At 35.5% G+C, this 24,083-nt stretch carries 21 protein-coding genes and 1 pseudogene; 9 read left to right on the plus strand and 13 right to left on the minus strand.

Annotated features, from left to right (window positions below; all coding sequences use genetic code 11):
* Positions 1 to 6: 6 nt before the first annotated feature.
* Both F6K23_RS02330 and F6K23_RS02335 read right to left on the minus strand, forming a co-directional pair.
* Entirely contained in the window at positions 7 to 288 is a 282-nt protein-coding gene (locus F6K23_RS02330) for a hypothetical protein (RefSeq protein ID WP_293150127.1), read from the minus strand.
* A 32-nt stretch (positions 289 to 320) separates the two neighbouring features.
* The gene (locus F6K23_RS02335; RefSeq protein WP_293150129.1) at positions 321 to 2,633 is read right to left on the minus strand and encodes a hypothetical protein; all 2,313 of its coding nucleotides are present in this window, start codon (positions 2,631 to 2,633) and stop codon (positions 321 to 323) included.
* Positions 2,634 to 3,089: 456 nt separating this feature from the next.
* Between F6K23_RS02335 and F6K23_RS02340 the strand changes: the two genes are divergently transcribed.
* The 5 genes from F6K23_RS02340 to F6K23_RS02360 all read left to right on the plus strand — a co-directional run bounded on the left by F6K23_RS02340 (position 3,090) and on the right by F6K23_RS02360 (position 6,463).
* Positions 3,090 to 3,374 (plus strand): helix-turn-helix domain-containing protein, encoded by a 285-nt coding sequence (locus F6K23_RS02340; protein ID WP_293150131.1) that lies wholly within the window; start codon positions 3,090 to 3,092, stop codon positions 3,372 to 3,374.
* A gap of 331 nt (positions 3,375 to 3,705) precedes the next feature.
* Positions 3,706 to 4,092 (plus strand): transposase, encoded by a 387-nt coding sequence (locus F6K23_RS02345; protein WP_293150133.1) that lies wholly within the window; start codon positions 3,706 to 3,708, stop codon positions 4,090 to 4,092.
* Between the two features lie 320 nt (positions 4,093 to 4,412).
* Complete coding sequence (locus F6K23_RS02350; protein WP_293150188.1) at positions 4,413 to 4,607, plus strand: zinc ribbon domain-containing protein; 195 nt, start codon at positions 4,413 to 4,415, stop codon at positions 4,605 to 4,607.
* A gap of 167 nt (positions 4,608 to 4,774) precedes the next feature.
* On the plus strand, positions 4,775 to 5,437 hold the full coding sequence (locus tag F6K23_RS02355; RefSeq protein WP_293150135.1) for a VWA domain-containing protein: 663 nt from the start codon (positions 4,775 to 4,777) through the stop codon (positions 5,435 to 5,437).
* A gap of 246 nt (positions 5,438 to 5,683) precedes the next feature.
* Positions 5,684 to 6,463 carry a PP2C family serine/threonine-protein phosphatase gene (locus tag F6K23_RS02360; protein WP_293150137.1) on the plus strand — a complete coding sequence of 260 codons (780 nt, stop codon included), beginning with the start codon at positions 5,684 to 5,686 and terminating at the stop codon, positions 6,461 to 6,463.
* Between the two features lie 312 nt (positions 6,464 to 6,775).
* On the opposite strand, the gene F6K23_RS02365 is transcribed toward F6K23_RS02360, so the two are convergent.
* The 3 genes and pseudogenes from F6K23_RS02365 to lptB all read right to left on the minus strand — a co-directional run bounded on the left by F6K23_RS02365 (position 6,776) and on the right by lptB (position 8,388).
* Positions 6,776 to 7,039, minus strand: a complete 264-nt coding sequence (locus F6K23_RS02365; protein WP_375340725.1) for a transposase — start codon at positions 7,037 to 7,039, stop codon at positions 6,776 to 6,778.
* Between the two features lie 186 nt (positions 7,040 to 7,225).
* A pseudogene (locus tag F6K23_RS02370) lies at positions 7,226 to 7,663 on the minus strand (IS5/IS1182 family transposase); the annotation flags it as partial.
* Complete coding sequence (gene lptB, locus F6K23_RS02375; RefSeq protein ID WP_293150139.1) at positions 7,660 to 8,388, minus strand: LPS export ABC transporter ATP-binding protein; 729 nt, start codon at positions 8,386 to 8,388, stop codon at positions 7,660 to 7,662. The gene lptB and the pseudogene F6K23_RS02370, both read right to left, overlap by 4 nt.
* Positions 8,389 to 9,034: 646 nt before the next feature.
* Between lptB and F6K23_RS02380 the strand changes: the two genes are divergently transcribed.
* Both F6K23_RS02380 and F6K23_RS02385 read left to right on the plus strand, forming a co-directional pair.
* Positions 9,035 to 9,226 (plus strand): transposase, encoded by a 192-nt coding sequence (locus F6K23_RS02380; RefSeq protein ID WP_293150141.1) that lies wholly within the window; start codon positions 9,035 to 9,037, stop codon positions 9,224 to 9,226.
* 174 nt (positions 9,227 to 9,400) lie between these two features.
* Entirely contained in the window at positions 9,401 to 9,793 is a 393-nt protein-coding gene (locus tag F6K23_RS02385) for a hypothetical protein (protein ID WP_293150190.1), read from the plus strand.
* 327 nt (positions 9,794 to 10,120) lie between these two features.
* On the opposite strand, the gene F6K23_RS02390 is transcribed toward F6K23_RS02385, so the two are convergent.
* Positions 10,121 to 10,630: an LptA/OstA family protein gene (locus F6K23_RS02390; RefSeq protein WP_293150143.1), complete on the minus strand. Its 510-nt coding sequence runs from the start codon at positions 10,628 to 10,630 to the stop codon at positions 10,121 to 10,123.
* Between the two features lie 786 nt (positions 10,631 to 11,416).
* The gene (locus F6K23_RS02395) at positions 11,417 to 13,195 is read right to left on the minus strand and encodes a mechanosensitive ion channel family protein (RefSeq protein ID WP_293150145.1); all 1,779 of its coding nucleotides are present in this window, start codon (positions 13,193 to 13,195) and stop codon (positions 11,417 to 11,419) included.
* Between the two features lie 963 nt (positions 13,196 to 14,158).
* On the opposite strand from F6K23_RS02395, the gene F6K23_RS02400 reads away from it, so the two are divergent.
* Entirely contained in the window at positions 14,159 to 15,454 is a 1,296-nt protein-coding gene (locus F6K23_RS02400; RefSeq protein ID WP_293150147.1) for a glutamate-5-semialdehyde dehydrogenase, read from the plus strand.
* A 330-nt stretch (positions 15,455 to 15,784) separates the two neighbouring features.
* Here the strand turns inward: F6K23_RS02400 and F6K23_RS02405 are convergent, their stop codons facing one another.
* From F6K23_RS02405 to F6K23_RS02420, 4 genes are all read right to left on the minus strand, one after another.
* The gene (locus F6K23_RS02405) at positions 15,785 to 16,447 is read right to left on the minus strand and encodes a glutathione S-transferase family protein (RefSeq protein ID WP_293150149.1); all 663 of its coding nucleotides are present in this window, start codon (positions 16,445 to 16,447) and stop codon (positions 15,785 to 15,787) included.
* Between the two features lie 841 nt (positions 16,448 to 17,288).
* The gene (gene cmoA, locus F6K23_RS02410) at positions 17,289 to 18,044 is read right to left on the minus strand and encodes a carboxy-S-adenosyl-L-methionine synthase CmoA (protein ID WP_293150151.1); all 756 of its coding nucleotides are present in this window, start codon (positions 18,042 to 18,044) and stop codon (positions 17,289 to 17,291) included.
* A 25-nt stretch (positions 18,045 to 18,069) separates the two neighbouring features.
* Positions 18,070 to 18,804, minus strand: a complete 735-nt coding sequence (locus F6K23_RS02415) for a tRNA1(Val) (adenine(37)-N6)-methyltransferase (protein ID WP_293150153.1) — start codon at positions 18,802 to 18,804, stop codon at positions 18,070 to 18,072.
* Between the two features lie 674 nt (positions 18,805 to 19,478).
* The gene (locus F6K23_RS02420; protein ID WP_293150154.1) at positions 19,479 to 19,721 is read right to left on the minus strand and encodes a hypothetical protein; all 243 of its coding nucleotides are present in this window, start codon (positions 19,719 to 19,721) and stop codon (positions 19,479 to 19,481) included.
* Positions 19,722 to 20,021: 300 nt separating this feature from the next.
* Between F6K23_RS02420 and F6K23_RS02425 the strand changes: the two genes are divergently transcribed.
* The gene (locus F6K23_RS02425) at positions 20,022 to 20,363 is read left to right on the plus strand and encodes an NfeD family protein (RefSeq protein ID WP_293150156.1); all 342 of its coding nucleotides are present in this window, start codon (positions 20,022 to 20,024) and stop codon (positions 20,361 to 20,363) included.
* 429 nt (positions 20,364 to 20,792) lie between these two features.
* Here F6K23_RS02425 and hpnA read toward each other — a convergent pair whose 3' ends face one another.
* Together hpnA and F6K23_RS02435 are read right to left on the minus strand one after the other, a co-directional pair.
* A complete protein-coding gene (gene hpnA / locus F6K23_RS02430) occupies positions 20,793 to 21,761 on the minus strand; it encodes a hopanoid-associated sugar epimerase (RefSeq protein ID WP_293150158.1) in 969 nt (322 codons plus the stop codon).
* A gap of 3 nt (positions 21,762 to 21,764) precedes the next feature.
* Positions 21,765 to 22,733 carry a ribonuclease T2 gene (locus F6K23_RS02435; RefSeq protein WP_293150160.1) on the minus strand — a complete coding sequence of 323 codons (969 nt, stop codon included), beginning with the start codon at positions 22,731 to 22,733 and terminating at the stop codon, positions 21,765 to 21,767.
* Positions 22,734 to 24,083: the final 1,350 nt, after the last annotated feature.

A 24,083-nucleotide genomic window follows, 5' to 3' on the forward strand; every position in this document is an offset into this window, starting at 1 on the left:
TAAAATTTATTTGTAGATTTTCAAAAATGTTTCTAGAAAAACTTGAGAATTTTTAATTGCATTTTGAATATCATTAATTTGCTCTTCTTCCTGGTCTTTTTTTTCGGGAATATCAAATTTTTTTAATAACCAAGAAAAACAATCATTTCTATGCTCTTTTTGAAATGCTTTCAACGAAATTTGCCATTTTTCATAATTATCATTCTGTTCATCTTGTCCTGTAACGCTATCCCTATTGCTTGAAGATAGTTGGTTTTGATTTTGACTTTCTGGTGGCAAAGAACTCATATTAACTAACCTTCTTCAAATTTATATGTAAATTAATAATGAGATAAAAAACGAAGAACCCTTTTGCAGCTAGAACCTGATGTACGGTCAACTGCCTTAACTTTAATTTCTGTATCTCCAAAGTAACAAAATAGGTCTACTACCCTGTTAACACCACCTTCTGTAGATGGCATTTCTACTGTCATTTCGCCTATTTTTTCAAGACCTTTTTCATCTATGTAACGAACCTCTTTTTTGGAGGTTGCATAAAACTCAAAATACATACTTTTACCTTCTGCTTCTATCTGTGTGTACTGAACTACAATCTCTTTATTGACAGGTACACTATCTCCGATAGTAACAAGAGTATAAAAGCGATCGTCGCATTGATAACGTCCTACATCTTTAGCCCAAAATTTTTTACTTTCTGGATCGATCAATTCATCAAATGGCTCAGAGCATGAAGCACCATAGGTTAATCGAGTGCGCCTTGCACGAATGATGGCCGGATTAACTCCGTGCTTGTCTACTCTTATATAACCCTTAATCTTCAGTTTTCGCCAAGTGTTTAGTAAAGTTTCTGCTGGAACTACATAATTTTCTCTTCCAAGTAATGGGATACATTGGTTTAGTCTGTCTAAATATTCGTCATCTCCTGGGGCTAAAACATATTTCATCATCTCTAAATTACTAACCTGTTCCAAAGATTTAATCCCACGCATTAATAACCAAGATTCTACAGATTTTTCTATCTGCTCTTTTGCCCAGAACTTGTTATCTAGATGAATCAAACTACTCGCCAAATCTATCAGCATTTCTGGCACCCAAGCCGACTCCTCTTCTTCTAATTGCTGATATAAAGATTGATAAAAACCAACAATATACTCAATAATTTTTTCTCGATGTTCTGAGGGAATTTCCTCTAAAAGATTAGGTAACAATTCAGGTAGTAAAGGACGTTGACGTTCTTGAGGTGGAACATCTAAGAGAAAATATTCATCGGCAGTTCTACCTATCAATAGACAAATTTGAATAGCAATGAGACGAGAAAAAGTTTCTTTATCTGAATCTAGAACCGTATAGTTAAGATTAGGTAAATTGTTCGGGTCTTGACCTCTTTCTAGCAGTCTATTTTCTCGTTTTATTAATTGTAAATCTGCCAAAAATTTATTAACGACTTCTCCACCCCAATCTCCATCAAACTCTTCTGTTGTTCCTGTTTCTATTTTTTCCTGATTTCGTTGTGCTTCCCATTTTAGTAACCTTTTCTTAGCAGCAAAATATAATAAATCTAGCCAAGATAAAGGTTCTTCTTTAGGCAAAGAATCAATATAAGGTTCTGCAAAATTTTGACTCCAATAACTATATTCGAGGTGATAGTAAGTTCTTTCAACTATTGCATTAATAACCAACATTGGTTTACTTTTTAAACCACTAAAAATAGTTTTAAAAGCTCCCTCTCCAGATAAAGCTTTTGTCGTCCAACCTGTTAAAAAATCTACTTTCCTACCACTTTGTTTGTACTTTTCTAGAAAAGCTCTTAACCGTCTATATAATCCTTGTTCAATATCAGGAAAAGTATTAGGGGGATTATTAGCACCAGCACCAGCACGGTCATATTTCAGAATAGGTGGAACGAATAAAATTAGTAAATTATCAGATTTTATAATTTCCTTAATTTGTTCATCGTCTAGGGTAAGAGGCCAATTATTTAATCGACGTTGTTGACGAATAACTGTGAGATTATTTTGCAAGTCAATAGCTTTTAATTCTCTAGCTAATGCCACATCAATTTCTTTTAGCTGAAATTGTAAATCTTTTTGTTTTTCCTGTAAAAATATTTGTAATTTAGCACGAAAAATTTCTAATTGAACAGCATTTTCCCGATTTAATTTCCCTTCCTTAGCTTGAAATTCTCTATTTAATCTTGCTAACTCAGTTTGTAATTCCCGATTTAATTTACCCTCCTGAGCTTGAAACTTTCTATTTAATCCTGCTAACTCAGCTTGTGACTCCCGGTTTAATTTTCCTTCTTGAGCTTGAAATAAACTATTGATAATTGCTAACTCAGCTTGTAATTCACGATTTAATTCTCCTTGTTGACCTTGAAAATGTCTATTAAGATGACTTTGCTCATACTGAAATTCAAAATTCCTCTGTTGCATTAAAGCTTGTAACTGCATTTTACCAGCTTCCATTTGTTGTTGAATACTATCCCGTCTTTCATAATATTCAATTAAATTCTCATTATTTATCTGCATACTTTCCGAGGAAATTCTTGCAGACTTAGTTCCCCAAAAAATATCGCTTACCCCCTCCGCTAAATGTTCAAACCAGTTTTTTTTCTTAGATAAAAATTTTGTCATTTGTGGTACTTATATCTACTGTATTAAATACACATTATATAAAAAATATTTGATATTCTTCCCATGACTTAAGTTATAGCAGTCGCCATTACTGTATTTAACTTATAAAATATCTGCAAACTTGGGAATATCAATAATCAAGCTTCTTCTAACTTCACTTCTTCCCTTTTTCTTCTGCTATATTCTATCTTTGAGCCTAGAAATAGAGATTAGGAAAAACTTTGATTCATCTAGCCCTCAAACCAGAATTATCTGTCCATTTTAGATATTATATGAGTCGGAAAATGCCTTATGGTATACTATGTCATCTGAATGTTAGTTGTATTTAATTCCAACTTGATTCGGCAAGGGGTCTCCCGTTATAATCTTCGATTTAACGAGAGGGGAATTGCCGACAGTAGATTAAAAGGGTGTCGATTGCTGTTCAAATGCAGCACTAAAGAGTAGTATAAAATTATGATAATTACTCATTGCTACAAAATTAAGCCCACTTGTGAACAGTCAGTCAAAATTGATTATTGGCTAGAACTGTTACGAAGGCATTACAATTATGCTCTTGGTCAAAGACTAGATTGGTTAAATAGAACTAGATGTCAAGTTGGCCGTTGCTCATTAATTTCATGTCCTATTGGTGAAATTTTTACTAGACCAGATTATTATTTTCAACAATCAGCACTCTTACAGACAAAACAGTTATTTCCCGACTACAAAGAAATATCCATACGAAGTTCAACAAATTAACTTACAAAGACTAGATAAAGCTTGGAAACGTTGGCTAATACCTGACAAAAAGGGTAAACGTCGAGGAAGGCCAAGATTTAAAAAATCAGGAAAGTTAAGGTCATTGTGTTTTAGTAGAGTTAATCATCCGCTCATCAGCAATAAAATTTGATGGAAAACAAATAATTACTGCGAGGTTTGGTGCTATTCCAATCATAGTTCATAGACCAATTCCAGATGGTTTTACGATTAAAACTGCAACTATAACCAAAAAAGCGAGTGCGTAATTCTGGGGAAACCCCAGAATGTAAGACGCACTCAAGAAGCTGATGGTTATTATATAAGTTTTAGTTTGGAAGATAAGTCAGTACCTAGTTTAATTCCTACAGAAAATATCAAAACTGCTGCAGGCATTGATGTAGGGTTAAAAGAATTTTTGACTACTAATACTGGTGAGACTGTTTCTGTACCTAAATTTTATAGAAAATCTCAATCTAATTTAGCAAGAAAGCAAAAAAAAGTATCTAGAAAAGAAGTTGGGTCTAACAACTGGAGGGCGGCACAAAATAGAATAGCTAGACTACATCAACATATAGCTAGACAAAGAGAAGATTTTCACTTAAAAACTGCTCATAAATTAGTTAAAGAATATGACCTAATTGCAGTGGAAAACTTAAATATTAGAGGTTTAGCAAAAAACACAAAACTATCAAAATCAATTTATGATGTAGGTAAATAATGAATAATGAATAATGAATAATGAATAATGAATAATGAATAATGAATAATGAATAATGAATGATATCAAATCCGTTGGCTTCACAGTAGTATCATTCTGTTGATCGTCATACAATCGGTAAGGGCAAATGGCCATTAGCCCCGACAATATAGACTCTTATCTTTAAAGATTAAATAACACCGATACTACCGAATTTGATATGATTCTTTAATTATTAATTATTAATTATTAATTATTAATTATTAATTATTAATTATTTAAGGTGTTCATGTAAGTAGGGGCGAATGGCCATTCGCCCCTACACCCTCATAATACATCACATGCATTGTAGTAATTGCGGTCAAAAAGTACCATTAACTTTATCAGTTAGAACTCATTCTTGCCCTAAATGTAAAACAGTTTTGGATAGGGACGAGAATGCAGCAATTAACATATTAAATAAAGGGTTAAACAAGGTGGGTATCATCTTGTCTGCTTGTGGAGGCTTAGATGTTAATCAGCCTGTGTTCGCGTAGCGTTGCGTCAGCACTCGCAAGAAACTTCTTTGTTTGAGAAGCTCCCCTTATAATCGCTCTTATTTAACGGGAGAGAACTTCACAGCTACTAGAAATATAGTTCTAGAATCAGAGATAAAGAAAACAAATATAAATTGCTAATATTAATATAAGGCCAAAAAACGACTATGAGACTTGATGAAGCAGTAGAATTTGCAGAAAATCCTGAACCCCGCTGTCCTTGTGTCCTACTATTGGACACCTCTGCATCAATGACAGGGACACCTATCCAAGCTTTGAATGACGGGTTAGAAACTTTTAGAGATAATTTAATTACCGATGATTTGGCTAAAAAACGAGTAGAGGTGGCAATTATTTCCTTTGATAACCAAATAAAAATTGTGCAAGATTTTATCACTGCAGACCAATTTGAAAACCCGGTATTAACAGCTCAAGGACAAACTTATATGGGTACAGCTATTAACAAAGGGTTAGATATGATTGCAGCTCGGAAGTTAGAATATCGGAATAATGGCATAACTTACTATCGACCTTGGATTTTTTTGATTACTGACGGTGAACCTCAAGGAGAGTCAGAAAAAGTTGTTAAGGAAGCAGCAGAACGCATTAGACAAGAAGAAGATAACAAGCACGTTGCCTTTTTTGCGGTGGGTGTAGAAGGGGCAAATATGGATAAGCTTGGAGAAATTGTTCTGAGAACACCGCTAAAACTGAGAGGACTTGACTTTCGAGAAATGTTTATTTGGTTATCTGCCAGTATGCAGCAGGTTTCCCATTCTAAAGTTGACGAACAAGTGGCGCTGCCTCCCCCTGGATGGGGAACAGTTTAAGGAAGCACTTCAGCGGTCAGCAGTCAGCTTTCAGCTCCTCCTCAACCATACTTACGCACCAACCGCCTTATGTAGTAGGGGCGTTAACGATAGTTATGCGAAGCAAATGGCATTTGCTGCAAAGCTCCGAATAACGCCCCCTACAAATAGCACATTGTCTAATAATTTGCGTAAGTCCTGTTTATAAGAAGAGGTAATTCTAAATTCTTAATTCTAAATTCTTAATTCTTGAACAAAAGTTAGGTTATGTCAACAGAAGAACAAAGTCATTGGCGAGTGGTATCGGTGTCAGTGGCAGGTACGAGTCACGAAAAACGTGGACAACCATGTCAGGATGCAAATCATTGGGAGATTTTGCCGGAAGATATTTTAGTTGCAGCAGTTGCTGATGGTGCTGGTTCATCCAATTTTGGGGAGGTAGGAGCAAAAATCGCTGTCAGTGCTGCAGTAGAAACTATTTCTAAACAAAAATTGCTGTCTAAAGATAATAATGTTGATTGGCAGTATAAATTAATTGATGCTTTGAGAGCGGCGAGAACAGCAGTTTTGGCTGAGTCTCAAGTGAGGAAGGTTGAGGCACGGGAGTTTGCTGCAACTTTAATTTTGGTGGTGGCGACACCAGAGTTTGCTATTGCTGCTCAGGTGGGAGATGGTGCGGCTGTGGTGGGAGATGGTGAAGAAAATATCTTTCCGCTGACTGCTCCTCAAAGTGGAGAATATATTAATGAGACAACTTTTTTGATTTCAGAGCAAGGTGTGGAAGCTGCTCAAGTCAAGATTTGGCAAGGAAAGCCTGTTCATTTAGCAATTTTTTCCGATGGGTTACAAATGCTGGCTTTAAAGATGCCAAGGGGGTTGCCTCATTGTCCGTTTTTTGCACCATTGTTTAAGTTTATGACTGTGGTGACAGATGAACAAGAGGCGACTAAACAATTGGAGGAATTTTTGCGATCGCCTAAAGTTACAGGTAGAACTGATGACGATTTAACTTTGTTATTAGCGCAGTTTAACAAAGAACAGGAATAAATAATTGATAATTTATGGACTAGACAGTGCAAAGTTCTTGGAATAACTATTGCTAGCTAAGGCTTTCACGGACTCAAGGTTAAAAAATATCCATTCAGAACAGTAGGTGCTGTAAGCCTTTCCCAGTAACACTTTCAATCTTGAGAGCCAACTGTTTTTTAGCAGAACTTTGTACTCTCCAGTTTATGGATAATAATTGATTTTATTTTGGATTTGTGGAGATGTCTACTTAGGGTTTGCTGAATAAATCTGAATCTGGTTGAATTTTTATTCAAATAAAGCGTGAGATGATTTTTTATTATGATTATTAATTCAAGTATAATTTGAAGTTATTAAAAACACCGCAAAAACAGTTTTTTCTGCAAAAAAGTACAAAAAAAGAGAAAAAGCCTCTTTTAAGAGGGTGAAAAGGTTGATTACTAAAAAAGTAATTGCGTAGGCAGTCATGGAAGTTTCAGAAAGTTGGGCCATCACTTTCTGTAAGCTAAATCCTCTTTTTGCTTGACCAAATTTAGCCTCAATATAGTTGCGTAATCTTTCATCCAACTGACCTTGTTTCTTCTTTTTTTTATCAATATTTTTTGGTGGTCATCCCTTGGGAGGACTACTAATTCTAATATAGAATCCGGTTATATAGTATATGTTCATTATTCAATCTCCCCATCTCCCCCAACAATACAATTAAGTATTCAACCGGATTTGATATTACTCATTACTCATTACTCCTCAGTAATACGATAACTAATTACCCGGATTCTATATAATACCTCTTTCTTTACAGAATTTTCGGTTTTCTCTTGTTCTGTAAATCTTGTCTGCATGAACCGAATCTGGGTAATGACCTGTGTAGTTTTTAAATTCTTCTATTTGAGATTTTAAATCTCCTGATTCATTATAGTTGACCAACAATTATCGGTGTAAAAATACATATCCATCTATACAGCTTGCAGACAGTTTTGCTCCAAATTCTGTATTAATTCCTGCTTTTACTCTAACTATTGGACGCACATGATGTTGATTAAAGCTTACTATGCGGTGATCTATTCGATGTTTTTTGTTCTCCCACATCCATTGTTGCTGACGATCAACTTCACTCACTACTCACAGCATTTTATACTGTCTTTTACTCAAATTTTCTAGACTCGCGCCTTTCTCTATGAGAAGCTCTATACTAGCTAAATTTTTCGAGATGTATTTCAGTACTTAAATTTATCACCCAAATAATACTGACGTACTAAAGGATTATTATAAAGTTCTTCTGCTGTTCCAGATGCCAATATTTGTCCATCGCGCATAATATAGGCTCGATCAGTAATTTCTAGAGTTTCTCTAACATTATGGTCGGTAATAAGGATGCCCATTTTTCGTTCTCTTAATTTGGCAACAATCTTTTGAATTTCAGAAACGGCAATTGGGTCTACTCCTGCAAATGGTTCATCTAAAAATAAGAATCTTAGTCCATCTTTGCTAGAGGCCAAAGCTCTTGCGAGTTCTGTTCGCCTCCGTTCTCCACCGGAAACTTGGGAACCTAAAGTATAAGCAACCTTTTCTAAACGAAACTCATACAATAGAGAATCTAAGAACTTTTTCCACTGGCGACGAGGAATTTTTGTTTGTTCCAAGACTAGGAGAATATTATCTCTAACACTAAGGTTGCGGAAAATACTTGGCTCCTGAGCTAGATAGCCAATACCCAGTTTTGCTCTCTTGTGAATTGGTAGAGTTGTGATATCTAACTCATTTAAAAATACAGTGCCAAGGGAAGGTTTTTCTATACCTGTTGCGATATAGAATGTAGTAGTTTTACCTGCACCATTAGGACCGAGGAGGCCAACAATTTCTCCTTGGGCAATGAATAGATTAACTCGACTAACTATGGCGCGTTTACCATAGTTTTTGTGAATATTCTCAAGAAAAATTTTCATCGTAAAAATTCAGGTAGTTGGAAAAGTGCCAGTTTTAACGGCTGGATGAAAACAACAAGGGCGGGTTTTAACCCCTAGTTAGCTTGATATTCCTAGAATTTTTCGCCATAACATACATTATAAGCGCTTATATTGATCAGGACTTACGCAACGACAAATTGTATAGTCTTTACTAATTTAGGTGATCGCCTGAATCATAAAATCATCATAACTCATATAAAGTATAGTTTATTTTCATAATTGTAGATATAAGGGTTTCCAAAATTATATTTTGCTGAGGGCGAATATCTAAGAGACTAGTCAAATTAACATTACTGCAAAGATAACGAAAGCGAAGCTCCTCTGTCAGAGGCAAATTACCAGCTACTTCAAACTGACATCGCACAGCAAACTTTAAAAGTTGTAGATAGGTCTTTTCAGTCATTTTTCAACTTAATTCAGAAGGCTAAAGAAGGTCTATATGGGTTTGAACAAATATGATTACCTAGATATCTAAATAAAGAAGGCTATTTTCCTCTAATAATACCTCGAATTAAGGTAATAAATGGGTATTTTAATATTCCAATGTCTCCCAAATTTAAGACTGAGTATGGTATAGTAAAAATTTTATTCCCAGAAAGATTTAGTAGGTAAAAACCTGAAACAAGTGAGGATAATTCCTCGCTTTGATGTTAGGTTTTTTGAGGTAGAATTTATTACAGAAGAGGAACCACAGCCAGTAGTAAAATCTGATAATGCACTAGGAGTAGACCTTGGTTTAGGCAATCTAGCAACTTGTGTATCAAATACTGGGTCATCGTTTATTTTGGACGGTAGGAAACTTAAATCAATTAACTAGTGGTACAACAAAGAAAATTCTAGATTGGAGTCTATAAAGGATAGAGAAGGTATTAAAGGTTTAACGAAAAAGCAAGGCGCGCATTACAGTAAATCGAAACAATAAAGTTAGAAATTACTTAAATCAAGCAGCTCGATATTTAATCAACTGGTGTAGGGAAAAAAAATATCTACTATTGTTGTAGGTGTTAATCCAGGGATGAAACAAAATATCAATTTCGGTAAAAAAACTAATCAAAAGTTTGTGCAAATACCACACAATAATTTGAGATTAAAGCTAAAAGCTATGTGTAATAGGTATGGCTTAACTTATTTAGAACAGGAGGAGTCTTATACTTCTAAAGCTAGCTTTTTAGATAACGATAAAATACCTGTTTACAATGCTGATAACCCTACTGAATATAGTTTTAGTTATCAACGAATTCAGCGAGGTTTGTATAAAACTAAGCAGGGAAAATTGATAAATGCTGACTGTAACGGTGCTGCAAATATTGGAATTAAAAGTAACCTGAATGGGTTTACCCTGGACAGAGGCTTAGGCATCTTTGGCTATACCATTAAGGGTTAAATTTGACCCGACTAAACTCCGGTAAATTTGTTACCCTTAAGAATCCACGTGGATTTATCCCGTGGAGTGTCAAATTTGGGTTAGAAGCTAGCTCTCAATAATTATCATAGTTTATATAGATATTTGCCATATATTAAAGATGAAAAAAATCATTACCAGATAATTAATTATTCATTATTAACAATTTTAATTAGCCAGATAATGTATAAGATAAACGTTGAGAAATTGACACCCATTGTACAAAAAATAACGCATTCATTGAACAGACACAAAAATAAGGCATATCACATTAATTTGCAATATGCGATAATTTTTAATTATATATAATTAGGGGCTTATTGGACTTTTGAAGGCAGGTTTTGGATTGAATGGAGCAGTAACATCGCTGCCCCCATCTGTACCTTGACCTGCAGGCACCAAATATACAGATTCTACTTGTCCTTGAGATTGTGGTAGAACAATGAAGCGTCCTTCATCGATAAGATAAGTAACTGTTTCTCCACGAATTGTATTGCCATCCTGTAGGATAAATACATCTCCACTGAGGACAATTCGACGTTCTCTGCTAAAGTATTGAGCTTGAGCTGCTGTAGCTTGAATTTGGCGAGCTGGATAGTTAATTTGGACATTACCACGAGCTGTAACAACTCCTGTTCGAGAGTCTGCTTCTTGAATGTCGGAGCGAACAGTCATAGTGCGCCCTGAGGAGTTTTGTGGGGGTGGGTTAGGGTTAATTTGGGCAGATGTAGGATATGTTATGGCATTTACAGCCAAAGGTATGATTAGGGCAAATCCTTTTAATATCAGTAATTTTGATATTTTTTTGTTTAGTATCATTTTTAATTGGGTGAAAGTTGTTAAGAGTTTGTTTGTCTTGACTATTGGGTATCAAGTTAGGTACTTATATTATTTTACTTTACTTCGCAAAATGGTTGAGAAATTCTATTTGTTATTGCTACGTTCCTTTGGGGTTGGGTATTATATCAAATCTAGTTAATTGCACATAGAATCCAGTTATATAATATCTGTTGATCATTCTATAATTACTTCAATATTTAATCTCTCCTACTCCCCCACTCCCCCTACTCTCAACTATATAATAAGTATTCAACCGGATTTTATATTAGGAGTTCAACAATTAATAATTAATAATTATTAATTATTAATTATTAACAATTACCTCTCCTTGAACAGAAGAGGATTAACGCGGAGCGTGAAAATTTTTTCTCTCTTGGTCGATTGGATATGGCGAGGAGACCTCGCCATCCCACCCTACGGGAAGCTCCGAAGATCGACCACTTGTTTCTCCTTTAAAGGAGAGGCTTTCAACCTTAATTATTCGGTAAAAAACAGCCTGTAAATTAAAGATTGAAGCTATTTGAAAAGTTTGCTAATTACCAATTAAAATATTTGGCGTTGGTGATTTGAGGTATGATATCATGTCCGGCTAAGAGTGTGATAGAAATTCTTTCCGCGCTCCGCGTTAACGTTTGCGCCCTTCATTCCGATAGGATGCGTTGTGTGCCAGCAAACAAAAAACTTTCTCCTTCTACTCCTCTTTCTTCTTTCTTCTCTCCTGACTCCTGACTCCTAAGTAATTAAGATTAATATCATACCCGCGCTTTACCAATGCCAAATATTTGAACTTCTATATTTTGAAGTTATTGTGGCATTAAAGGCAATCTTTTTCAACTCAAAAATTTGTTTCAACCTGTAGCAAAACTCACGAGCTACATTCCATTGTTCTCTTGGTATACTTTTCATTCTAATCATAAATTCTACTTCAGTTTGAGAAACACTATTGACACCTAAAATACTGGCAGAATCTAAAACTTTATCTCCCCACTCTGCATCATTTTTTAACTCATTAGCAACTTGTTTAACTAATTGTACTGCTTGGCTTAAATTAGAATCTAAATTAACTTTTATTCTTAAATCAATACTTGCCCAATCTTTCGTGAAATTATGGACTATAGAAATTTTGCTATTAGGAATTGAACTTAAACGTCCTCCTGCATCACGTAATTGTGTTACACGAAAACTCATATCTTCTACATAGCCCATAGTAAAATCTAGGTCAATCATATCGCCAATGGCATACCGATCTTCTAGTAAAATTAACATTCCACTGATTATATCTTTAACTAGATTATGACTACCTAAAGAAGCTGTCAAACTAATAATACCTAAACCTAATAATACGATAGTTATAGAAACATTAAAATTTTGAAATATCCCAAGTATACCAATACAACCTAATGTAAACATCACAATTCCTTTCAATGTATGAGAAAAAGTAATTGCTTGTGGTATTTTTCTATGATCATAACTTTGATTTTCTAATCTTTTAAAACTATTGATAGCGAACCAGTTGACAATCGCCGGACTGCCTTTAATTGCTAAATAAGTACCAATTATAATGGTTATAACTATGGCGTGAGAAACTAAGAAAATCTGTAGCCAACGACTATAAGGAAAATTACCTAAAATCCACATAATGCTACACAACCATAAAATCAAGTGATTTACTTGCAGAAAACTTCTCAAAAAAGAATTTTTATGTAGTTGTTGTTCCCATATTAACTGTTGTTTTTGCCCTAAAGCTAATTCTGTTTTTGCTGTAGTTAATTCTTGATAATTTCTAAATTCATCTATCTGTGGACGAGAGACTATTAAATTTTCTATAGATTTTTGGATTTTTTGGTACTTTTTTAAGCAGTATTTTTGCCAAATTGATATGAGAAAGCTCAACAGAATCAAAGCTAATATTATTCCGAAAGAAATTAAAAGCTGCTCGATCAAATAGTCTGGTTGTCGCTCTATCTGTGCTCTAATTAAGGCATCCTTCATAAAACCAATAATCTCATTAGTTAAATCTTCTCTAGATATGCCATGAATTTGAGCATCTAAATCTGTGATGGCAATCATAAATTGATTTTTTAGTTCTTCTGCGTCTGAGGCAAATACTAAAGTCTGGTTTTCTAAGGTTTCAATAGTTAATTTTAAAGTATCAGCATCAAAGCAATTTTTAATTGTTTGTTTAAGATTATTTTCATACAGTCTAACTCTAATATTTAGGGGAGATGTATTGCTATTTCCTTGGATTTCTTTTCCTGCTACTGCGGCTACTTTGAAAATTTCTCTACTGTCGATTTTGATTGGTTTATAAACTATATTACTGATAGGTGTTAATGATTGAAGTTGAGTAATATTTTCAATATTATTATTCTGTAATGTTTCTGAAGTCTGGCCTAATGCTAATAAAGTTTGATTAGTTATCAGAATCAAGATTAAGAGGCTAAAAATTATCGCAGTTATAATTTTTGAGATTTTATAGTGACGAAAGAAGTTATTTTGCTTGATGAGTAGTTGTTTGAATGAAATAAATTTATAAATTTGCATAAGTCAATTACAGTTATCAGTTATCAGTTATCAGTTAGCCTCCTGGGTCGGAAATTTCCTGCGGAATGCTACGCAAACGTTAAAATTTAGCCTTTTTAGAGAGGAATTGCGTTATCAGTACCTGCTGCAATAGAAAGCAGAATTTTCTTTTTTATCCCATTAAAATGGGAGGCTTGAGAACTGATTTTTTTGGTTATTGAAGATAAAATTAGTCTATTGATTGCTTTCTGCCTGAAAGGAGAGATATCCGGACAGAAATTGTAATATTTTAGTAATTAGTTAATCGTATATAACAATTAGCAAATCACATATCAGTCTATTACTAATGCAATGCTACGGATCAAAGACTACTATTCAATGATATCCCTTGACTTTGAAATTATTATCCTCTAATTATTTTTGAATAAAATATATATAAAAATGTCAAATTATATGTTCTAAATTTTTCCAGAAAATGCTTTTTACTAATCAACAAATATATTAAGTAGAAAATAAGTTAGTAAAATCTTGGTATATCAAGTACATTGATAATGTATTTATCAAAAAAAATAAGATATATTTATTGATTAATTTGAAGTTATATGGAGTAGAAATATCGATCAATATCAATGTTGTAATTTGACAGAAAATACACTTTTTTTCAATGCTTCATCAATATGTTTTTTGCTTAAAATAGCCTTTCTGAAAAAGCGTGAGATATAGTTGTTTTTATTCTTTTCTATCCCCTGTTTCTCGGATTACTACCCTGTAGGGAGGTTGTATACAACCTCCCTACCTGCTACCTGCTCCCTGCTCCCTAAAACAAACGAATTTTGTACCTCACCAATATGGGAATTGCGATAAAATTAACTTGAAAATATATATGCAAATTTAATAATTAATGTCAATCACAATATCATTAATAATTATTAGACCAAAGCAGTATAATGATAAAATAAGTCGTAAAAAAATCCCAAAAAGACGATGATTATAGAAGTTTCTTTGACTGAAATAGCCAAAACAACCCGTCAAGCAGCACAAAAATCAGCAGGTTTATCCACAGAAGCAAAAAATCAAGCAATTGAAGCAGTCGCTCAAGCACTAGAAACCGCAGCACCAAAAATTCTCGCAGCAAATAAACTTGACTGTCAGATAGCTCAAACCGATGGAATTGCTAAACCTCTTTATAATCGACTGAAAATGGACGAGGCCAAACTTAACGGCGCGATCGCAGGTCTACGGAATGTTTCTATTTTGGCTGACCCAGTTGGTACGGTGCAAATACATCGAGAACTAGATGAAGGATTAATTCTCAAACGTATTACTTGTCCATTGGGAGTTATTGGTGTAGTTTTTGAAGCTCGTCCTGATGCTGTAATTCAAATTTCAGCTTTGGCAATTAAATCAGGAAATGGTGTCATTCTCAAAGGAGGTAAAGAAGCAACTAATTCATGTCAAGAGTTAGTTACAGCAATTCGCCAAGGACTGGCAACAACTTCTGTTAATCCTGATGCAGTACAGTTGTTAACTACGCGGGAGGAAACTCTGGAGTTACTGAAGTTAGATAAATATGTCAATTTAATTATTCCCAGAGGTTCTAATTCTTTTGTGAAATTTGTACAGGAAAATACTCAAATTCCTGTTTTGGGTCACGCTGAAGGAATATGTCATGTTTATGTAGATAAGTCAGCGGATATTCAAAAGGCAGTTGCTGTTACTGTGGATGCCAAAACTCAGTATCCTGCTGCTTGTAATGCAGTGGAAACTTTGTTAGTTCACACTGATATTGCTGACAAGTTTTTGACAGAGGTTTTCCCAATGATGGAAAAGCATCAGGTAGAGTTACTAGGTGATGAAGCTACTCGGAAGGTTTTACCGTCGGTAAAAGTGGCGACAGAAGTAGACTGGGCAACAGAATATAGCGATTTAGTATTGTCAATTAAGGTGGTAGATAATTTAGACTCAGCGATCGCTCACATCAATACTTATGGTTCTGGACATACAGATGCTATTGTAACTGAGGATAGAGAAACTGCAGAATTATTTCTGGCTCAAATAGATGCGGCAGGAGTATTCCATAACTGTTCGACTCGGTTTTCTGATGGCTTCCGTTATGGTTTTGGAGCTGAAGTAGGAATTAGTACACAGAAAATGCCACCAAGAGGTCCAGTAGGTTTAGAAGGGTTAGTGACTTATAAATATCAAGTTGTAGGTGATGGTCATATTGCTGCTACTTATTCTGGCGATCGCGCTAAGGCATTTACTCACCGAGATTTGTAATATGGCAGAGGTGGGGAGTAGGGGAGCGGGGGAGTAGGGGAGTAGGGGAGATTGAATATGGAAGTGTGGATAGAATCATAAACATATACTGTATATTAGACTTGTCGCTTTATAACTTAAAAAATCCCCAAAAACCTTGTTCTGTAAGGATTGTAGCTATTGGAGAATAAAAATGGTTGGAATTATTGCTCTGTCTAGGTGAGAGTGATTTTTTTCCTTTATTTAGCGACAACTCTATTGGATTCTATATAAAACCTACCACCTATCACCTAAAACCTACCACCTACCACCTAAAACCTACCACCTAAAACCTAAAACCTACCATCTTCTTCAATTTTTTTGCATTCGAGCTACCAGAATAGACCTGAAGTTTTCAAATGCTTCTGGTGTAATCTTAGAAGTTTGCCATGTTGGACGTGCCATTAAGCGATCGCACCAAGCACTTACTTTAGGATATTCATCCAAGGAAATACTACCTCTTATTAAGAAGATAGGAATAATTGTTCCAGCAACAACATCAGCTAAGGTTAAATTGTCACTACCAAAATAAGAGCGATCGCCCAATAATTTCTCAAAAAACGTTAGTGTTGTAGCAATTTTCTGTTGCGCCTTCTCAACTTTTTCTAAGTTCTCTCCTGGTAAATCAAAGATTCTTGGTACTAATGCATCGATGGAAGGCAATAATTCATTAACACTGACCATTTGTACCATTCGCACAACTGTTAGGTCTTTGACATCTTGAGGTAACATAGTAGGGGTAGGGTACTTCGCTTCTAAATAGTCTAGAATTGCTAAAGATTCCACTACATTAAAGCCATCATCTACCAAAGCAGGAATGTGGTGGAAAGGGTTGATTGCCAAATAATCCGGTTGAAATTGTTCTCCATCACTCAGTTTGAGTTCTACCAGCTCAAACTCAAGTCCTTTTTCTAGCAATGTCACCCAGACGCGACGGGAATTAGGAGATATTGGGGTGTGATAAAGGGTCAACATCAGAAAACCTCACAGTTTGATGAATAGTATATGTTCTGCTAATATTAACATTTTGGAAGTAGGGAGTAGGGAGTAGGGAGTAGGGAAGAGGGGATATAGATTAATATTGAACTGTACCTCACCATCTTAAAAAGTGCTGTAAAATTGTTGCGAGTGTACCTCATAAACCTGAAATACGCTGTAAGTAGTCAAGTAATACCGTTTCACGGAAGTCAAAAGTCAAAAGTCAAAAGTTAAAAGTAAGATTTTATAAGCTTAAAACTTTGACGCTACAGTAATTTCAGGGAATTATTTCACACAAAGAATAAGATAAGTAGTGTAGCCTAAGTTGATGAAATTGGTATAAAATTAATTGTATATTTAATTGTATATTTAATAGTCAGCCTAAATAAGTAGGAAAAATTGGCGTTGGTGAATTTAGCTATGATTTTCCTGCTTAGGGAACAGGGAACAGGGAACAGAGAATAGTAGGGACGCCCTTATGCAACGTCTATATAGATTACTAAGGGTGAAAAAAGAATGCTTTTCTTAGGTGGAACTTCAATTATTAAGTAATTAATATCATGTCCGGATAATTAGCGATCAAAAAACTTTCTCCTCTTTTTCCTTTTCCTCCTCTTTCTTCTTGCTTCTTTCTTCCCTCCTGACTCGGTCCTCCTGACTCCTGACTCCTCCGTCGTTTATTTATAAGTATTCAACCGGACATGATATAACACAGGTGGAATAGCATTTTTGATAATTATTAGCCATTTAGTATTAATTACTCTTATGTTTACTACTCCCCCACTCCCTCACTCCCCCACTCCCCTACTCCCCTACTCCCTTTTTTAATTTAATCCAACTATTTTAATGCCACAAACGAGATGAAATTATGAAATTTAATCAGCGATTCTACTTGTTGAAAACCACTGTCATTCAACATTTGCAATTGTTGAATTTCTGTCAAAGGAACTAATACATTTTCCAGAGCCTCTTTTTTTCGTTCAATTTCATTCTGAGCATAACCATTTTTAGCTTTAAAAGCTTCATAATGATGGGCAATTTGTTCTTGAAACTGAGGACAATTAGACCTGATTTTTTCACTTATAAATAACAAACCACCAGGAACTAAACCTTGATAAATTGCCTGCAATAATTTTTGTCGTTGAGGGAGAGATAAAAATTGTAAGGTGTAGTTCATCACTACCACACTACTATTTTCAAAAGAGTAATTTTCTGCATTTTCACAAATTAACTCTATCTGATGAAAACCTTGAATTTGAGCTAATTTTTCTTTAGCTTTATCCAGCATATCTTGAGAATTATCAATTCCTACTAAAATTGCTGGCTGTTTCAAAAATCGCCCCAATAATTCTAGGAAAGTACCTGTGGAGCACCCCACATCAATAATGCGTGTTTTTGGTTGGTAATATGCCCGCGTCCAATGCACTGCACCTGCTACAACTTCTCTGTATAGAGGCACTGAACGAGATACCATATTATCAAAAACTTTGACTACTTCGGCATTAAAAGTAAAAGGTTTCGGCCAGGGGCTTTTTTCAAATAATTCGTCTTTTTCTGAACTTAAATATAGTTCTGTCTCTAGTGGTTCAGTCATATTAAATCAGGAAGAAGGAAGGAGATTAATATTTTAGGTAAAAGTCTTTGATTAATGCGATAAATTCAGGGGTGTATAAATATTGTGTGGCTTCAATAATAATAGTATTTTCTTGAGGGGGTAATTGATTTTTACTTAGTTCCATCAAGATTCGCTTGGTCGGAATTTTTGGCATGGGTTTTACATATATTTTTTTGTGACAAAATAATCCAAAATATCGTGCTTTTATCATAAAATTTTTAGCTTGCTCTACCGGATAAATTACAGCTATTTTACCTGTTTCAGATAAAAGTTTAACTGCTGCTTGTAATAAATCAGTTTGCGAAAGAAAGTCTGTATGTCTGGCAACTGTCCTGGCTTTTTTAGCAGCTTTAGAAGCATTTTCAAAGAAAGGTGGATTTGATACTATTAAATCGTATTTTTTTTGACAATATTCCGTATATTTCTGAATAGAGGAATTGTAAATTTTAATCCTATCTGACCATGGCGATCGTTCCACATTTTCTCTAGCTTGAATAGATGAGTTAACATCAATTTCTACAGCATCAATTTGAGCAAGAGATAGTGTTCTGCACCGCTGATACGAACGCTGTGCCAACATTAGAGAAATTAAGCCTGTACCAGTACCAATATCCAAAATTTTTTCTGCTCCAGAAATATCTACCCATGCTCCTAATAAAGTACCATCAGTACCGACTTTCATTGCACATCGGTCTTGTAGGATAGTAAACTGTTTAAATCGAAATAAATTTCCTCCCATATTCTAATTTCTCTCCTTAATATATATCATTGAAGAAGCTGGTAGGTTTTAGGTGGTAGGTAAAAAAATTGACCAAAATTTTGGATTGAACAGGACTTATGCAGAAGACGAAATTATACACCATTTGTAGGGGTTAACGGCCGTTAATCCCTACTATATTTATTTGGTATTTATGCGTAAATTCTAATTAATTCTAGATAATTAGTGATCGAAAACTTTCTCCATTATCAAAATAATTGGGTGTAAAACCCGCTTTGATTAGCTAAATATATTTGGAGGGTTGCTCGCGTATCTCCGTTACAAAAATAACTTCTGTACGTTGCACTACCGAAGGCTCCTCTATCTAAATTTTGACTTCTGACTCCGTTAAAAACTTGCTACTTTTCTTTTACTTTACTGCCTTTATTTTACCAAAGTATAAATATTTAACCAAACATAATATAAAAAATAATATCTAGTATATCAGCTTACTATCTCCATATTTCGGAAAAATACAAATAATATCTATTAAGTTTATATTTTTCAGGATTAACCTGCAAAATATTTATTTTTTCTTCATTCTGGAAATTTATCAATTCTGATTGCCTAGTATAGCAGTCTAAGAAGAGGACGCGGACATATAAAAAACTTAAAACTCAGACAACTCAAGATTTTTCCTTCTTCCTTCTTCCTTCTTACTTCTTCTTTCTTCTTTCTTCCTTCTTCCTTCTTCCTTCTTCCTTCTTCCTTCTTCCTTCTTCCTTCTTCCTTCTTCCTTCTTCCTTCTTCCTTCTTCCTTCTTCCTTCTTCCTTCTTCCTTCTTCCTTCTTCTTTCTTCCTTCTTCCTTCTTCCTTCTTCCTTCTTCCTTCTTCCTTCTTCCTTCTTCCTTCTTCCTTCTTCCTTCTTCCTTCTTCCTTCTTCCTTCTTCCTTCTGCAAGGAATTTATAAAATTTCTAATTTTGACTAAAAGTTCCAGATTTACTACCTAGACGACTGAAGCTTCAAATGTAGAAAAAATTAACAATAGTAGTTGGCAATTAGAGGTTTCATTTGGTGAAGACTATCTATATTGAATAAGTCAAAAGTAAAAAATAAATTTTTAGCGGACTCAGACTACAGACTACAGAAGAATATTATACTAAAAACTTTCAACCAAAAGTCATAGATCAACTAATAATTACTATTTTTCTACAGGTAATCATCACAATTAACTTTATATATAGGAGAGGAGCGATAAATGTTAAAGAATTTTAATAGTGCTGTCAAAACTTCTAGTGCAAATAACCCATATTTGTTAGCTATGTCTAAAGAGGCAGTAGTTGATGAAATAATTCGACCAAATCAACTTGGTAGAGTTCGTTATCGGGGTAGTTTATGGAATGCTAAATGTATCCAAGAACTTACAGTTAATACAGGAGAAGTTGTATATGTTTTAGGTAATGATGGTATCACTCTCATTGTAGATACTATTCCCAATAACGATAATATCAGTCCTGATATAAGCGATAAAAAATTACCATTACCAACACCTTTATTATTTGCTGGTAAATTTTTACTACTATTATTTATTTTGTTGTAATTAGAAGGAAGAAGGAAGAAGGAAGAAAGAAGAGGGAAGAAGAGGGAAGAAGGGATAATATCAAATCCGGTAGCATCGGTGTAATTAGATGGGGAGATGGGGAGATGGGGAGATGGGGAGATGGGGAGATGGGGAGATGGGGAGATGGGGAGATGGGGAGATGGGGAAATATTTGGTAATGGTTGAAGATGGAACATTTTTTACGTGCCGAATTAAACGGATTTGATATAATATCAAATCCGTTGGCTTCGCAGTAATATAATTCAGTTATAGCAATGTGCGCTGGAATATTTACAAATTACAAGAACTGTCCAATAGCTAAAATCTTATATTATTAGCCTTTTATTGCCCCTGTTGCCTGTTGCCTGCGCACAGCGCTATACTTGTCATACAATGTGTAAGGGCTAATGGCCATTCGCCCCTACTCCCTCACTCCCGAAACCAATCAACAGCATCCTGAAGAGCAACTCTAATCGAAGACTGAGGTAAACCCAACTCTTTCACCGCCTTAGAAGCATCATAATACATTCGTTGCTGAGACATCCGAACACCATCCACAGGAATAGAAGGTCGTTTCCCCAAACTTCCCAAAATTATTTCATCAACTATTGCCACAGTTAAAGGCAACCAAACAGGAACAGTTTGTCTAGGAGCAGCTAAACCCGTAATTTCCTCCAATAAATCTAGTAACCCCTTAAGTGTCAGATTTTCATTTCCTAAAATATAGCGATCGCCACATTTCCCCCTCTCCAAAGCCAACAAATGTCCCCAAGCTACATCCCGAACATCAATAATATTCAAACCAGTATCTACATAAGCAGGCATTTGCCTACGCAAAAATCGCACAATAATATCACCAGTAGGAGTAGGTTTAATATCCCAAGCACCAACAGGAGTAGTAGGATTAACAATCACCACATCTTGTCCCAAATTAACCGCCTTCACCGCTTCCTGCTCCGCCAAAAACTTCGACTTTTTATAATCACCAATCAATTTATCCAGTGGAGACTGATAACCCTCATCAACAACCGCACCAGAAACCCCCACCCCAATAGCAGCAACAGAACTCGTATAAACCGTCCGTTGAATTTTTGCCCGTCGTGCCGCCTCCAAAACATTGCGTGTACCAAACACATTATCTCTGTAAAGCAACTCTCCATCTTTTTGCCACAAAGAATAATGAGCAGCAACATGAAACAAAACCTCACACCCCACCATCAACTCCCATAAGTGGGAGTCATTTAAGTCACCTACCACAAGCTCCACATCCAAACCATAGAGATTATCCAGACAACTTGTGGGGCGAACAAGCGATCGAACAGCATAACCCTGCTGCAACAACAACCGGACCAAATTCGCCCCAACAAAACCACTGCTACCAGTAACAAAAGCTCTCAACTTCTAAAACCCAGCAGCATCAACTAACACATCATCGCAAGATCCTCTCTTTGTCGGCAGCACAATATCTGCTAACTTGTCTCCCACTAGAGGTCTGCGCATTTTAATTTGAAACTCAGAAAACAAGCCATCCCTACATCTAACCTTCACACTTTTAGCAGATCCTTCTCCAAAAGAATTTTCAAAAGCTTTGTCAATTTGAGACCGAGTAATAGTTTTACCAATATTTTCCGCAAACAACTCCTGTACCTCAGAATCATTCACTTCTCGAAGTAAATCTAGGGAAATATCATAATAAGTATCCTCATCTCGCCCATCGCAAGTACCATGTTTGACCCACTCATGACGATGTAGATAAGACTGTACCCCAGGCATTAATATTGCCAACTCAGAAGTTGTTTGTTCATCCAGATCCAATGGGGGTAAATCATCCCAGTCTCCCTGCTTATCATCACTTTTGTCTTCATAAGACACACCACAATAGGAAACTCTATCAGGCCATAAGCCATGTAAAGTAAAGTTAGTCGCATCGTAGCGGTCTGCCGTTTGGGAAATACACTCTGGTTTACTTTGCTTTGTTTGACAGAAACTAGGTTGCCAACTAATGGCAAGAACATATTTATCTATACAACGTTCTATAGGGCAACTTTGACCAGTGAGTGTTTCTGTGTCGTCTCCTTCTGCTTCACTGATACTTTGTCCGTCGGGATTAAATTCACCACAGCTCTTGTTTACCCATTTAGTTTGTCCATCTACTTTGATATTAAGGTAATTTCCAGTTTCTTTATTTAGTCCTAAGACTGGGTAAACTTTTCCCGTTTCAAGAGTGACAGGTCCAGTTTTCTTTCTGAAGCTGGTGTAGGCTTCACAATTATTGTTTATTGTGAAATCCCCATCAATTTGATAGAAGGCGAAAGCTGGATTTTGTCCCAACAGTAGAAAAGATAATAGGAATGCGATGATTAATCTCATTGAGTCTCCTTTATTATTTTGGTCGCAGAACTATTTCAATATATCGGAACAAAGGGACAGGGCACAAGGATCAGAAATAGGCAACAAAATAGGGTTTGCTGAGAAGGTTTTTTGTAGGGGCGAATGGCATTCGCCCTATGCGTTTCAATCCCTAAGTAGGGATTAGGGTTTCCAGAGCATATTTCTGTGCTGATCCGTTGGATGGCACAAAGAGTTTCAATCCCTAAGTAGGGATTAGGGTTTCCAGAAATCACAAGTTCAGACAAAACCGTTCATGCAATACTAGGTTTCAATCCCTAAGTAGGGATTAGTGGGACTTACACAAAATAAAGGCAGAAAATAGGCTCAAATCATAGATGGGCAGAGGATTTTACGTCGAAAAGGGATAAATCCTGAATTACCAAGGGTTCTAGCCATTTTTAAGGCTTTGACGTAATTCCCTTGTCTAGACTGACTTTGACGCATTTTTCCTACCAAAAAATGTCTAAGTAGCACTATAGAACCCATTTGGTATCTTGATAAATATCAAGTTTTTTTAGCTAGGAGTCAGGAGTTAGGAGACAGGAGACAGGAGACAGGAGACAGGAGTTAAGAGGGAAAAGGGAAGAGGGAAGATGTGGGGAGAGATAATACAAAAAATTCAACACACCAACACCAAGATTTTCGGTCAAAATTGATGCGCGAAAAGACTTGACTACCATAATTATATAGATCTCAAATGGGTTCTATAACCATAAATTCCTATTGCGACATACGCAACAAAAGTAACTAACCATAAATTCCTATTGAGACATACGCAACAAAAGTAACTAACCATAAATTCCTATTGAGACATACGCAACAAAAGTAACTAACCATAAATTCCTATTGAGACATACGCAACAAAAGTAACTAACCATAAATTCTTATTGCGGCATACGCAACAAAAGTAACTAAGCACAAACTCTTATCGTTTTTCGTTACCTAAAAAAAAGCGATCGCCACTGCTTCCACTGAGCAAGTTGTCTGGCATGGAAAATTCTTTGACGTAGATTCCTCAAATCCCAAAAAAAAATCCACGCTATGGATGGGAAAGAGACTTGACAAAGGATTTTTTCCCTAGTAAGATTGTATTATTGGGTGCAGCTCGCCCGTACTCTTGATTTTTTATTCAATCAAATTCCTAAGCGATCACTCTTCTCCCTATAAAAGAACTTACGCACCAGATTCTATATATGAGGGCGAATGGTATTCGCCCCTACAGATAACGAAGAATAACACCAAGCATAATTACGATCGCTCGCTCAATCCAAACCACCAATTCAAATCCCCAAAAAAAAATCCGCGCCATGGATGGGAAAGAGACTTGAC

Source organism: Okeania sp. SIO2C9, assembly GCF_010672455.1.
GTDB lineage: Bacteria > Cyanobacteriota > Cyanobacteriia > Cyanobacteriales > Microcoleaceae > Okeania.